The 12,485-nt window shown below is 65.9% G+C and carries 11 protein-coding genes; 4 read left to right on the forward strand and 7 right to left on the reverse strand.

Features of this window, described 5'->3' with window-relative positions; genetic code table 11:
• Positions 1 to 6: 6 nt before the first annotated feature.
• Complete coding sequence (locus FAZ98_RS02570; RefSeq protein ID WP_158948498.1) at positions 7 to 519, reverse strand: flavin reductase family protein; 513 nt, start codon at positions 517 to 519, stop codon at positions 7 to 9.
• 249 nt (positions 520 to 768) lie between these two features.
• Between FAZ98_RS02570 and msrA the strand changes: the two genes are divergently transcribed.
• Entirely contained in the window at positions 769 to 1,317 is a 549-nt protein-coding gene (gene msrA, locus FAZ98_RS02575) for a peptide-methionine (S)-S-oxide reductase MsrA (RefSeq protein WP_158948500.1), read from the forward strand.
• A 35-nt stretch (positions 1,318 to 1,352) separates the two neighbouring features.
• Here msrA and FAZ98_RS02580 read toward each other — a convergent pair whose 3' ends face one another.
• The 3 genes from FAZ98_RS02580 to pdxH form a co-directional block, all read right to left on the reverse strand.
• On the reverse strand, positions 1,353 to 2,792 hold the full coding sequence (locus FAZ98_RS02580) for a DUF72 domain-containing protein (RefSeq protein WP_158948502.1): 1,440 nt from the start codon (positions 2,790 to 2,792) through the stop codon (positions 1,353 to 1,355).
• 122 nt (positions 2,793 to 2,914) lie between these two features.
• Entirely contained in the window at positions 2,915 to 4,144 is a 1,230-nt protein-coding gene (locus FAZ98_RS02585; RefSeq protein WP_158948504.1) for an SAM-dependent methyltransferase, read from the reverse strand.
• 292 nt (positions 4,145 to 4,436) lie between these two features.
• Positions 4,437 to 5,072, reverse strand: a complete 636-nt coding sequence (pdxH, locus tag FAZ98_RS02590) for a pyridoxamine 5'-phosphate oxidase (protein WP_158948506.1) — start codon at positions 5,070 to 5,072, stop codon at positions 4,437 to 4,439.
• A gap of 257 nt (positions 5,073 to 5,329) precedes the next feature.
• Here pdxH and tcdA point away from each other — a divergent pair, with 257 nt between their 5' ends.
• The gene (gene tcdA, locus FAZ98_RS02595) at positions 5,330 to 6,211 is read left to right on the forward strand and encodes a tRNA cyclic N6-threonylcarbamoyladenosine(37) synthase TcdA (protein WP_158948508.1); all 882 of its coding nucleotides are present in this window, start codon (positions 5,330 to 5,332) and stop codon (positions 6,209 to 6,211) included.
• Between the two features lie 158 nt (positions 6,212 to 6,369).
• On the opposite strand, the gene FAZ98_RS02600 is transcribed toward tcdA, so the two are convergent.
• Positions 6,370 to 7,107: a Crp/Fnr family transcriptional regulator gene (locus FAZ98_RS02600; RefSeq protein WP_158948510.1), complete on the reverse strand. Its 738-nt coding sequence runs from the start codon at positions 7,105 to 7,107 to the stop codon at positions 6,370 to 6,372.
• 787 nt (positions 7,108 to 7,894) lie between these two features.
• Between FAZ98_RS02600 and FAZ98_RS02605 the strand changes: the two genes are divergently transcribed.
• Positions 7,895 to 9,439 (forward strand): mannose-1-phosphate guanylyltransferase/mannose-6-phosphate isomerase, encoded by a 1,545-nt coding sequence (locus FAZ98_RS02605; protein ID WP_158948512.1) that lies wholly within the window; start codon positions 7,895 to 7,897, stop codon positions 9,437 to 9,439.
• Positions 9,440 to 9,559: 120 nt separating this feature from the next.
• Here FAZ98_RS02605 and trxA read toward each other — a convergent pair whose 3' ends face one another.
• Both trxA and FAZ98_RS02615 read right to left on the reverse strand, forming a co-directional pair.
• On the reverse strand, positions 9,560 to 10,408 hold the full coding sequence (trxA, locus tag FAZ98_RS02610; protein ID WP_158948514.1) for a thioredoxin: 849 nt from the start codon (positions 10,406 to 10,408) through the stop codon (positions 9,560 to 9,562).
• Positions 10,409 to 10,514: 106 nt separating this feature from the next.
• Positions 10,515 to 11,402: a pirin family protein gene (locus tag FAZ98_RS02615; protein WP_158948516.1), complete on the reverse strand. Its 888-nt coding sequence runs from the start codon at positions 11,400 to 11,402 to the stop codon at positions 10,515 to 10,517.
• A gap of 176 nt (positions 11,403 to 11,578) precedes the next feature.
• Here FAZ98_RS02615 and FAZ98_RS02620 point away from each other — a divergent pair, with 176 nt between their 5' ends.
• On the forward strand, positions 11,579 to 12,475 hold the full coding sequence (locus tag FAZ98_RS02620; RefSeq protein ID WP_158948518.1) for an EamA family transporter: 897 nt from the start codon (positions 11,579 to 11,581) through the stop codon (positions 12,473 to 12,475).
• The last annotated feature ends 10 nt before the right edge of the window (positions 12,476 to 12,485 follow it).

Here is a 12,485-nt window from a genome sequence, read left to right on the forward strand (position 1 = left end):
GCGACCTTACAGCGAACTCAACTGATGAAACGCGCCGCCGTGGAACACGAGCGGCGCGGCTTCGTCGCCGTCTTCGCGCACGCCGCAGCGTTCCACTTCGCCCACGAAAATCACGTGGTCGCCTTCGTCGTAGCGGCTGCGGTTATGGCACTCGAACCAGGCGATTGCACCGTCGAGCACGGGCATGCCGCTGTCGCCGGCCGCGTGCGAGACGCCTTCGAAGCGGTCGCCCTTCACGGTCGCGAAACGCTTGCACAGGTCGAGCTGCGACGCCGCGAGCACATTCACCACATAATGGCTGTTGGTGCGAAACACGGGCATGGAGGCCGAGCGCGTTGCGAGGCTCCAGAGCACGAGCGGCGGCGTGAGCGACACCGAGTTGAACGAGCTGGCCGTAATGCCGATCAGCTGGCCGTCGGGCGCGCGCGTGGTGATCACGGTCACGCCGGTGGCGAACTGGCCGAGCGCGCGGCGGAACGCGGCGCCGTCGAAGTTGGGCGGGCTGGCGCGGCGCGTCATGGGCGCTCGCCTGCGAAAAGCGGGCACGCGCGGCGCGCGGCAAAGAGGAAAGTCAGGTCGGACATCATGTGGAAATTCGGCGAATTGCCCCAATTTTAACGAAATCCGCTGCCAGGCGGCTCGCATTGCCCTTTGCAGCGGCGCGGGATTCAAAACGCATCAAGCACGCATCAACCGTGCATTGAGCACGCATCGATCACGAATCGGCACGCCGCAACGCCGTTTTCACGTTTTCAAGGAGCGAACAGCATGAGTCAAACAGTCGAAACCGCCACCCTCGGCGGCGGATGTTTCTGGTGTCTCGAAGCCGTGTACCTGCGCGTGGACGGCGTGGAAGCGGTGGAGTCGGGCTATGCGGGCGGTCAGGTCGACAACCCGAGCTACGAGCAGGTCTGCGACGGCGAAACGGGCCATGCCGAAGTCGTGAACGTGCAGTTCGATCCGGCGAAGATCGGCTTTCGCGAAATCCTCGACATCTTTTTCGCGATCCACGATCCGACCACGCTGAACCGCCAGGGCAACGACGTGGGCACGCAGTATCGCTCGGTGATCTTCACGCACTCGGAAGCGCAGCGCGAAACGGCCGAGCAGGCCATTCGCGAACTCGCGGCCGAAGGCGTGTACGACGGCAAGATCGTCACGCAGGTGCTGCCGCTCGACGGCAACTACTACCCGGCGGAGGCGTATCACCAGGACTACTTCGCACAGCACCCGAATCAGGGCTACTGCTCGTTCGTGGTCGCGCCGAAGGTGGCCAAGTTCCGCCAGAAGTTCGCGCACCGGCTCAAGCGGGAATAAGCGCGCAGGATGTGCCCACGCGCGGGCGAAGGCGTTCAGCCTGCCTCGCGCGTGGTGTCTTCCGCCTTCGATGATGTCGCGACATCCGGCGCGTCAGTTGCGTCAGGCGCATCAACCGTTTCAACCGCTTCATCCGTCGATGCCGGTTCGTCATCGCCATCTTCTTCGGCCGCCGCTTCCCCGCGCAGCCGCGCCATCTCCTCGGCAATCGCCCGCGCGAGCTTCGCGCACGTGAGCGGCGCCGAGCCTTCCGCCTTGTTGTTCGTCGTGATGAGCACGGGCTGGCCCGCGATCGCGTAGCGCGCGGCCAGTTCGGCGAGCGTCACGCGCGTGTGCGGATCTTCGTCCACGAGCTTGTCGAACGGCTCGTAGCGCGCTTTCGCCTGCTCGTACTTGAAGCCGCTGTGCAGGCTCCAGCGCACGATCAGCGGCCCGGCGGGCGCTTCGCCGTCCATCAGCGCGAGCGCCGCCGCCTGGCGCAGTGGATCGGGCATGCGCGCGTGCAAGCCGACGCAATAGCGCACGCCCGCCGCGCGCAGCGCGCGCACGAAGCGCGGCGTGAGCAGGATCGAATCGCGAATCTCCACGGCGTAGCACGGACCGTCGCCGCTTGGGGCGCCTTCCGCGGGCGCGGGCAGCGGCGGCAGTTCGGCGAGAAACGCGGCGAGCTTTTCGACGAACACGACCGGATCGGCGAGCAGTTGATCGGGTAGCGGCGGAAACTGGAACACGAGCGCGCCCGCTTTCGCGCCCAGGCCCGCGAGACACGGCTCGACGAACTCGCGCGCGGCCAGCTCCGCGTTCAGAAAGCACGGATTCGCCTCGACGGGCTCACCACGCTCGCCGCGCACGCTCGCGTCGGTGATGAGCGCGGGCGCCTTCACGATGAAGCGGAAGTGATCGGGCACCTGTTGCGCGTAGCGCAGGTAATCGGTCACGGTGAGCGGCGCGTAGAACGAGCGGTCGATGCTCACCGAGCGCAGCAGCGGATGCGCGCCGTACGCCTGTAAACCGTCGCGCGCGAGCTTCGACTGGCTGTAATCGTCGCCATAGACGATGCCGCGCCAGCCCGGAAACGACCACGACGAGGTGCCGAGCCGCACGCTGGCGGGCAGCCCGGCGGCAATATCGAGCGTGTCCTCGCTCGCGACGGCGGGCAGCACGCCGCGGCCTTTGCGTTTGGGCGCGGGTTTTTCGGGGGATTTGTCAGCCGATTGTGTCGATGGGACTACGCTATCGCCATCGTCACCATCGGCATGGGACGCGCGGGCAGGGCCCTTCGATTTGGGCTTGGGCTCGGGTTCGGGCGCCGTGAAGCCGAACAGATCGGGCTCGACTGGCTGCGGCTCGGCGCGCGCGGGCGCGGCGGTTTTCGCGGCAGCCGTACGGCGCGTGCCCGGGCGATGAAGCTCGCCGGAAGCCTCGCTGGCGTGATCGCCGAAAAGATCGTGATGGCCGTCGTCGCTTTCGTTCATGCGCTTGCGGGAAATCCTAAAACGCCGTGCCCCATCCTCGCGGCGCGCCAGCGCAGGGCGCGAGCGGCGCGGCGCGAGGCGCAATCCCTCGCCCGTTCGCCCGCGCCGCCGCGCATTCCGCCTTACTGCGCGCCTGATTGCAACGGCTTCTCGTACATATAACGGCGCGACCACGGCAGCGTTTTCGCGCTGCGGCCGGCCTTGCGGCAGACGATCTGGAAGATCGACACGTCGTCGTGTTCGAACGCGTACGCGCAACCCGCCAGATAGACGCGCCAGATGCGGAACTTCTCGTCGTCCACGAGCTGTTTCGCTTCCGCGGCGCGCGCCTCGAAGTTTTCCGCCCAGATTTCGAGCGTGTGCGCATAGTGACGGCGCAGGCTCTCGACGTCAACCGCTTCCAGCCCGCCGCGCTGCGCCGCTTCGAGCGCGAGGCCGATATGCGGCAGCTCGCCGTCGGGGAACACGTAGCGGTCGATGAACTCGCCGCCGCCCAGCGCCGTTTCGCCCGAATCGGCGTCCGACGACGTAATACCGTGATTCATGGCCACGCCGTCTTCGGCGAGCAGATCGTGCACCTTGCGGAAGTACTCGGGCAGATTCTTGCGGCCCACGTGCTCGAACATGCCCACGCTCGTGATGCGGTCGAAGGTGCCCTGCACGTCGCGGTAATCCTGCAGACGAATCTCGATGCGGTCTTCCAGGCCCGCCGCTTTCACGCGCGCCGTGGCGAGATCGAACTGGTTCTGCGAGAGCGTCACGCCCACGCAACGCGCGCCGAACTTCTGCGCCGCGCGCAGCACGAGCGCGCCCCAGCCGCAGCCGATATCGAGCAGCGTCTGGCCTTCCTGCACCTGAATCTTCGTGAGGATATGGTCGATCTTCTTGAGTTGCGCGGTGGCGAGGTCTTCGTCGCCGTTCTCGAAGTACGCGCACGAATAGACCATGTTCTCGTCGAGCCAGAGTTGGTAGAACTCGTTCGAGACGTCGTAGTGATACTGAATGGCGCGCTGGTCCGTCGACTTCGTGTGCGTGAAATAGCGCTTCACGCGCGCAAGCTTGCTGGCGCTCGACACCGTGTTGCGCGCGAGCGAATAGCTGATGTCGATGATGTCGGCGAGCTTGCCCTCGATGTCGATCTTGCCCTTCACATAGGCTTCGCCGAGGTTGTCGAGGCTCGGCTCCAGCAGCAGCGGCAACGCCGACGCGCTGTTCACCTTGAGCGTGACCTGCGGCGCTGCGAAGTGCCCGAAGTCGAACTGCTGACCGCTCCACAACACGAGGCGCGCGGGCAAGTTGGCCTTGCCACGCACTTCGTCCACCCATTGCGCGAGTTTCTTCTCCCAGAACATGCGTTTTTCTCCTTGTGTCGATGCGAAAGACGAAATCGAATCAAGCGGCGAATCAGGCAATGCGGGCCGCGCGTTCGCAAACGTCGGTGCGTCTGGGGCGAACGTGCGGCGGTGAGACAAAAACGGGCGGCGCGGCGGGCGCGTTAGGGCGCGTCGTTCAGCGGCGCCGCGCGCTTACTGCGCTTACCAATCGGGCAATGCAGGTCGAAGCCGGCGTGCAGCAGGTCAAGCGGTTAAAGCCATTAAAGCAGCCGCTCGAACGAAGCGGCACACTCACGCACTCAACACCTATTCAAGGCGCCAGACGCTCGATGCGCCAGCCCGAACCGTCGCGCGTATAGCGAATGCGGTCGTGCAACCGCGACGGCCGGCCTTGCCAGAATTCGATCGCCCGCGGCACGAGCCGGTAGCCGCCCCAATGCGGCGGGCGCGGCGGATTCTCGCCGAACTGTGCGCCAATCTCGCGCTCGCGCGCTTCGAGCGCCTCGCGGTTCGCGATCACGGCGCTTTGCTCCGAGGCCCACGCGCCTATGCGCGAGCCGAGCGGGCGCGAGTGGAAATACGCGTCGCTTTCGGCGTCGCTCGTCAGCTCGACCGTGCCTTCGATACGCACCTGGCGCTCGAGCTCGATCCAGTGGAACAGCAGCGCCGCGTGCGGGTTCGCCGCGAGTTCGTGACCTTTGCGGCTCTCGTAGTTCGTGAAGAACACGAAACCGCGCTCGTCCACGCCCTTGATGAGCAGAATGCGCGCGGCGGGGCGGCCGTTGGCGTCCACGGTGGCGACCGTCATCGCGTTCGGCTCGGGCAGTTTGGCGTCGAGCGCCTGGGCGAACCAGGTCTGGAACTGGCGGATCGGATCGGCGTCGACATCGGCGGCATCGAGCGAGCCGAGCGAATAGTTTTTGCGGAGATCGGCGAGAGTCGTCATCTTTTATGCGGATACTTCAATCTGAGGCGAGTATAAGGGAGCGGCGAAAAATGCGTGGCCGGGCGGGCGCGGCCGGCTGGCGTGGAGGCCGATGGATCGTGAGAAATTTGGGGCTTGCCTCGCCGCCTGGCGCGATCAGGCAAAATACGGGTCTTCTGAGGATCGTCATTGCGCAGGATCAACCAGACTCGAACCGGCTAGCCGGACCGACGTCGAATGCCCGCGCGAACGGTCCGCTTTCGACCCGTTACCGTCCCATGTCCAGCACTCCGATTTCCCCCGCCGCCGGATCCACCGATCTTACCGCGAGCCCCGCCCACGATGTCGCAGACCGGGCGCGCCGTTTCGGCGGCATCGCGCGCCTGTACGGCGCGCCCGCGCTCGACGCCTTCGAGCGCGCCCACGTGGCCGTGATCGGCATTGGCGGCGTGGGCTCGTGGGTCGCCGAGGCGCTCGCGCGCAGCGCGATCGGCACGCTCACGCTCATCGACCTCGACAACGTCGCCGAGAGCAACACCAACCGGCAGATTCACGCGCTCGACGGCAATTACGGCAAGCCGAAAGTCGAGGCGATGGCCGAGCGCATCAAGCTCATCAATCCCGATTGCGACGTGCGTCTGGTGGAAGATTTCGTCGAGCCGTCGAATTTCGACGCGCTGCTCGGCGGCGGCTTCGACTTCGTGATCGACGCCATCGACAGCGTGCGCACCAAGACCGCGCTGATCGCGTGGTGCGTGGAGCACGGCGTGCCGCTCATCACCGTGGGCGGCGCGGGCGGCCAGCTCGACCCCACGCGCATTCGTATCGACGATCTCGCGCTCACGATCCAGGACCCGCTGCTCTCGAAGGTGCGCGGCCAGTTGCGCAAGCAGCACGGTTTCCCGCGTGGCCCGAAGGCGAAGTTCAAGGTGAGCGCCGTGTATTCCGACGAACCGTTGATCTACCCGGAAGCGGCCGTGTGCGACATCGACGTCGAAGCCGAACACGTCACGACCTCGCCCGGACATCATGGCCCGATCGGCCTGAACTGCGCGGGCTTCGGTTCGAGCGTGTGCGTGACGGCGAGCTTCGGTTTTGCCGCAGCGGCGTACGTGCTGCGCACGCTCGCGCACAAGGCGAACTCGCCAGGCAAGGGCTGATTCGTCTGTCGATTGCGCGCTCGCGTGGGCAATCGATCTCGTGCCCGACAACGAAAAAGCGTGCCGCGAACGGCACGCTTTTTTCATGGCGACTGCGAGAGGGCGATTTTCCGGGGAACCGGCAGTCAGACGCCTGACCGACGTTAGCGAGCTTATTGTTATTCGACGACCGCTTCGGCTTCGCGCAGACGCGGCAGCAGGCGGTCGAATTCGCGGCGCACGAGGCCGTAGCATTCGCAGGCGCGCGCTTCGAGACCCTTGCGGTCGAGCACGCGAATCTTGCCGCGGCTGTGATGGATCAGACCTTCGTCGTGCAGCTTGCCGGCGGCTTCCGTGATGCCTTCGCGGCGCACGCCCAGCATGTCGGCGATCAGTTGCTGCGTCACGCTGAGTTCGTCCGTGTCCACGCGATCCACTTCGATCAGCAGCCAGCGGCACAGTTGCTTGCTCAGCGAGTGATGGCGATTGCAGGCGGCCGTTTGCGCGACTTGCGTCAGCAGGGCGTGCATGTACAGCAGCATGATGCGGCGCAGGAAGTCGGAGCGCGAGAACTGCTGCTTGAGCGCCTGCGCGCTCATGCGGTACGCGAAACCCGAGGACTGGACCTGCACGCGGCTCGGCATGGTTTCGCCGCCCGTCAGCACCGGCACACCGGTCATGCCTTCGCGACCCACCGCGGCGATCTCCACCGAGCTGCCGTCTTCCATCGTCGAAAGCATCGAGATGATGGCGGTGGTCGGGAAATAGACGTGATGGATGCGCTGACCGCAATCGCACAGCAATTGCTCCGTGCGCAGATGAACGAGTTCGAGATGCGGAGCCAACGCCTGCCACTCGTGCGAGGGTAGTGCGCCCAGCAAATGGTTGCCGTGCAGATCGGATTGAAGGGTCAACATGATTTGGTCCTCGTGTGAGGCAGCCCTCGCCGCCTCATTGTTTTTTCTGATTCCGTGCGCCGAACTTTTTGTTATTCGCCGTTCCCGAGTGGCTATGCGTTCGTCGTGCGGCCCCATGAGTCTCACTGGCGTGTCGCGATCTGGGCTGTCGACGTTGGCGCCGGTGAGGCGAGCACTCTTTAGCAGGGGTTATGCCAGCGCCAGGGAAAACGAGGAAGCATGCGGGTCTCCGGGCAGTTCGGGATTTTCGCTGCGACGCAACGCCGCATTTTTGTTTCAGTTTTGTACATCGGCCTCGTTGCAAGGGTCCTGCGGCGCATCACGAAAACTCGTCGCAACGTATTGATTAGGTTGACTATTTTGGGTGGCTAAGCGGGGGTCGAAAAATGAGTCCTCGTTGAAACATGACGGCGGCGCGGGCCGGAACGCTGCGTACCCGCATCGTTTGTGCAGCGTGGTTTTGATTCAGTTCTGGCATGGCGCTTTCGTTGCCCGCGCAAATACGTTCGTATCTGAAACATGACGACGCGGGCCTGTCACATGGCTTCGTACGGTGCCGCACATAGCGCGTGCGCCAGCGCACACAGCCTTGTCTGGCGGGCGCTCGAGGCGATTGTGCCGATAGTGACGATCGCAAAGACCGGCTGCGTGCCACCCGCTGCGATGACACGGAAGCGATGACGATCTGTGTGGCGCCGCGTACAGAGTCGCGCGCGGCGTCTTGCTCAAATGCTCCCTGTACGCGGACCGTCGAAGAGACCGCGCATTCCTACGGGGAGTTACCTGCATGAATACCGTCGTGTCGCCCGCGGCCTTGATGGCCGCTACCCAAGAAAGCGAAGTCGCGCTCACCGTGCAGCCGGTCGTGCTGGCTGGCGGATCGGGAACGCGTCTGTGGCCGCTTTCGCGCGAACACTGTCCGAAGCAGTTGATCGATCTGCTCGATGGCGAATCGTTGCTCGAAGCGACGGTGCGTCGTATCGGCGGTGTCTTCGCCAGCAGCGCGCAGTCCGACGCCGCCGCCGCGCAAACCGTGCGCAAGGCCGCGCCGATCGTCGTGAGCAGCGAAGACCTGCGCCATCTGACCGCCGACCGTCTCGGCCGCAGCAGCATGGCCGCGCGCTTCGTGTTCGAACCCGTGGCGCGCAACACGGCGCCCGCGCTCACCGTTGCCGCGCTGGCCGCGCAAGGCGAAGCCGATCCGATTCTCGTGGCGATGCCCGCCGATCACCTCATCGCCGACTGCGCCGCGTTCGCCACGGCGCTCGAAGAAGCCGTGCAGCATGCCGCGCGCGGCGCCATCGTCACGCTCGGCGTGCCGCCGCAGCGCGCCGAAACCGGCTACGGCTACATCGGCGCGGGCAAGGCGCTGGGCGCGAGCGGCGCGCGCGCCATCGAACGCTTCGTCGAAAAACCCGACGCCGAACGCGCGGCGGCCTATGTCGCCTCGGGCGATTACCTCTGGAACAGCGGCATTTTCGTGGTGCGCGCCTCGGTGTGGCTCACGGCCATCACGAACAGCCGCCCGCTCATCGCGGCGCAGTGCAAGGCCGCGTTCACGGGCGCCAAGGTCGACGCCGACGGCACCGTGCATCTGGAGCGCGCCGCGCTCGCGCTGTGCCCGTCCGACTCCATCGACTACGCGGTGATGGAATCGCTCGGCGCCGACGCGCAGTTCAACGAAACGCCGGCCGGCGTGGTCGTGCCGCTGCGCTCGGGCTGGTCCGACGTGGGCGCGTGGGACGCCGTCTGGCAGGTCTCGCAGAAGGACGCAAGCGGCAACGTCGCGCGCGGCCGCGTGCTGCTCGAAGACACCACCGACACCTTCGCGCATTCGGACGGCCGTCTCGTGGCCTGCGTGGGCGTGCATGGCGTGGTCGTGGTCGAAACGGCCGACGCCGTGCTGGTGGCCGCGAAGGATCGCGTGCAGGACGTGAAGGCTATCGTCGGCAAACTGAAGGCGCAGAAGAACGGGATCGCGAGCCAGCATCGCCGCGTGGAACGTCCGTGGGGCTGGTACGACTCGGTCGATCAGGGCGAGCGCTTTCAGGTCAAGCGCATCGTGGTGAAGCCGGGCGGCCGCCTCTCGCTGCAGATGCATCACCATCGCGCCGAACACTGGATCGTCGTGCGCGGCACGGCGCTCGTGACGCGCGGCGAGGAAACGCTGCTGCTCTCCGAGAACGAATCGACGTACATTCCGCTCGGCATGACGCATCGTCTGGAGAATCCGGGCAAGACGCCGCTCGAACTCATCGAGGTGCAGTCGGGCGGCTATCTCGGCGAGGACGACATCGTGCGTTTCGACGATCAGTACGGCCGCGTGCAATAAGCGTCGGGCGTCACGTATCGCGAGCGAAAAACGCCGCGCGGGCGAACCGCGCGGCGTTTTTGTATCGACATGGAAACCGAAGCGACTGTGACCGCGACTTCAGCGCGGCCCGGTTCCGGCTCAGTTCAGCGTCGCGCTCAGCTTGCGGCGCCACTCGTTCACCAGTTGCGGCTGATGCGCGGCGAGGTCGAACACCGACAGCATGGTCTTGCGGCCCACGTCCTCGCGGAACGTGCGGTCGCGCTTGACGATTTCCAGCAGATGTTCGAGCGCGCCCGCGTATTTGCGGCGCGCGATGAGCGCGTTGGCGAGGTCGAAGCGCGCTTCGAGGTCGGCGGGGTTCGCGGCGACCTGGGCTTCCAGCGCGTCGGTGGGCGGCAGGTCGGCGGCGGCGTCGAGCGCGTCGAGGCGCGTCTTGAGCGCGTTGAAACGCGCGTCGATACCTTGCGTGGTTTTGGGCGAGAGCAGGTCGACTTCGTCGCGGGCTTCGTCGGCGCGATTGTCGGCGAGCAGCATCTCGATCAGGTCCATGCGCACTTCGTCGTTGCCGGGTTCGAACGCGAGCGCGGCCTTGAGCGCCTCGTAGGCGTCGTCGCGGCGGCCTTCGGCGAGCGCTTCCTGGGCGGCGGCGCGCGCGGCGTCGGCACCGCCGGGAATCAGGTTGTCGAGAAACTGGCGCAACTGGCCTTCGGGCAGCACGCCCACGAATTGATCGACGGCCTGGCGGTCGGCGAACGCCACGACGTGCGGAATGCTGCGCACGCCGAAATGCGCGGCGAGTTCCTGGTTTTCGTCGACGTTCACTTTCACGAGCTTCCATTTGCCCGCGTACTCGTGTTCGAGCTTTTCGAGCATCGGCCCGAGCGACTTGCACGGGCCGCACCACGGCGCCCAGAAGTCGACCAGCACCGGCGCGTTGGCCGACGCCTCGATTACGTCGTTTTCGAAAGTGGCAAGCGTAGTGTCCATTGCGTCCTCTGTGTTTTGGGGGCTTGTGCGTCCGTACGCGTCTAGATGGGGACGAACCGCCGCGGTTCAATGCGGCGGCCGGGTGGGCTTCGCGGCGGGCGCGGCCCTAGTGCTGCGGCGGCTTGCGCTCCGGCAGCGGGATCCACTCCGTTTCGCCGGGAACCTTCCCCATTTCCTGATTCGTCCACGCGAGCTTCGCCGCTTCGATCTTCTCGCGCGAGCTGGCGACGAAATTCCATTCGATGAAGCGCTCGCCCTCGAGCCGTTCGCCCCCGAGCAGCATGACCCGTGCCCCGTTTTCGCTGGAAAGCGTGACGGTTTCGCCTTCCACGAGCGTGGCCATGCTGTGCTGCTCGAGCGGCGTGCCGTCGATGGCGAGATCGCCTTCCACCAGATACACGCCGCGCTCCTCGTGCTCCGGCTCCAGCGCGATCACGCTTTGCGGCGCGAATTCGGCGGCCACGTAGAGCGTGCCCGAGAACGTGGCGACCGGCGATGTCGCGCCGAACGCCGTGCCCGCGATCACGCGCAGCGTGACGCCGTTGCGCTCGACTTCGGGCAGCGTGGCGGCGGCGTGATGGAAGAACGACGGTTCCACGTCTTCGTGTTCGAGCGGTAGCGCGACCCAGGTCTGGATGCCGTGCATCGTGAGGCCGGTCTGGCGTGCTTCGTCGGGCGTGCGTTCCGAATGGACGATGCCGCGCCCGGCCGTCATCCAGTTGACGTCGCCGGGCAGGATCTTCTGCGCGGAGCCGAGGCTGTCGCGATGCATGAGCGCGCCTTCGTAGAGATACGTAACTGTGGCGAGGCCGATATGCGGATGCGGGCGCACGTCCACGCCCGCGCCGGGCGCGAGCGCGGCCGGACCCATGTGGTCGAAGAAGATGAACGGGCCCACGAGACGCGCGGCGAGCGCGGGCAGCACGCGCCGCACATACAGATTGCCGATGTCGCGCTGATGAGGCTTGAGTACCGCTTTGATCGATGAGGACATGAACGCTTCCTTGATAGGTCGGACGGCACGAACGCGCGAAAACCCGTAGGCCCGCGCAAACAGGCGCCCATTCTAACGCCGGGCCACGCGGCGCGCGGTCAAGGCAGAAAGCGGCGGCGTCAGGGCTTCGTAAGCGCTACACTCGCAGATTCGACAAAACAACGGGAGAGCGGGGGATGTCGCCGAAGGACTTGTTGCTCGCGCTGGTCGTGGTGCTGGCGTGGGGCGTGAATTTCGTCGTGATCAAGGTCGGCTTGCACGGCGTGCCGCCGCTTTTGCTGGGCGCGCTGCGCTTCACGCTGGCGGCGTTTCCGGCCGTGCTGTTCGTGAAACGCCCGAAAATGCCGCTGCGCTGGCTGCTCGCCTACGGCGCGACCATTTCGTTCGGCCAGTTCGCGTTCCTCTTCACGGCCATGTACGTGGGCATGCCCGCGGGCCTCGCCTCGGTCGTGCTGCAGGCCCAGGCGTTCTTCACGCTGGTGTTCGCGGCGATGTTCCTGCACGAGCGCTTCCGCGCGCAAAACGTGATCGGCTTGCTGATCGCGGCGGGTGGCCTGGCGCTGATCGGCTTGCAGTCGTCGGGCGGCGGCGCGCTCGGCATGACGGCGGCCGGTTTCGTGCTCACGCTGTGCGCGGCGTGTTCGTGGGCGCTCGGCAATATCGTCACGAAGAAGGTGGGCAAGGTCGATCTCGTCGGGCTCGTGGTGTGGGCGAGCCTCGTGCCGCCGCTGCCGTTCTTCGTGCTCTCGTACTTCATGGAAGGGCCGCAGCGCATGGGCGCGGCGCTCTCGGGCATCGGCATGACGTCCATCGGCGCGATCGTCTATCTCGCCTTCGTCGCCACGCTAATCGGTTACAGCCTCTGGAGCCGTCTGCTCTCGAAGTATCCCGCGAGCCAGGTCGCGCCGTTCTCGCTGCTCGTGCCCATCGTTGGGCTGGCTTCGGCTTCGCTCATGCTGGGCGAGCAACTCACGGCAGCGGAAATCTACGGCGCGCTGCTCGTGATGGCGGGGCTGGCCGTGAACGTGTTCGGCGGCTGGGTGAGGGCGCGTCTCGTGGGTGCGCGGTCCTGACCGCGCGTTC

The sequence above is a fragment of the Paraburkholderia acidisoli genome, assembly GCF_009789675.1.
GTDB lineage: Bacteria > Pseudomonadota > Gammaproteobacteria > Burkholderiales > Burkholderiaceae > Paraburkholderia > Paraburkholderia acidisoli.

Bases quoted from the DNA above. Each gene is read 5' to 3' on its own strand.
- FAZ98_RS02570 (WP_158948498.1), bottom strand. From the start codon at position 519: ATGACGCGCCGCGCCAGCCCGCCCAACTTCGACGGCGCCGCGTTCCGC.
- msrA (WP_158948500.1), top strand. From the start codon at position 769: ATGAGTCAAACAGTCGAAACCGCCACCCTCGGCGGCGGATGTTTCTGG.
- FAZ98_RS02580 (WP_158948502.1), bottom strand. From the start codon at position 2,792: ATGAACGAAAGCGACGACGGCCATCACGATCTTTTCGGCGATCACGCC.
- FAZ98_RS02585 (WP_158948504.1), bottom strand. From the start codon at position 4,144: ATGTTCTGGGAGAAGAAACTCGCGCAATGGGTGGACGAAGTGCGTGGC.
- pdxH (WP_158948506.1), bottom strand. From the start codon at position 5,072: ATGACGACTCTCGCCGATCTCCGCAAAAACTATTCGCTCGGCTCGCTC.
- tcdA (WP_158948508.1), top strand. From the start codon at position 5,330: ATGTCCAGCACTCCGATTTCCCCCGCCGCCGGATCCACCGATCTTACC.
- FAZ98_RS02600 (WP_158948510.1), bottom strand. From the start codon at position 7,107: ATGTTGACCCTTCAATCCGATCTGCACGGCAACCATTTGCTGGGCGCA.
- FAZ98_RS02605 (WP_158948512.1), top strand. From the start codon at position 7,895: ATGAATACCGTCGTGTCGCCCGCGGCCTTGATGGCCGCTACCCAAGAA.
- trxA (WP_158948514.1), bottom strand. From the start codon at position 10,408: ATGGACACTACGCTTGCCACTTTCGAAAACGACGTAATCGAGGCGTCG.
- FAZ98_RS02615 (WP_158948516.1), bottom strand. From the start codon at position 11,402: ATGTCCTCATCGATCAAAGCGGTACTCAAGCCTCATCAGCGCGACATC.
- FAZ98_RS02620 (WP_158948518.1), top strand. From the start codon at position 11,579: ATGTCGCCGAAGGACTTGTTGCTCGCGCTGGTCGTGGTGCTGGCGTGG.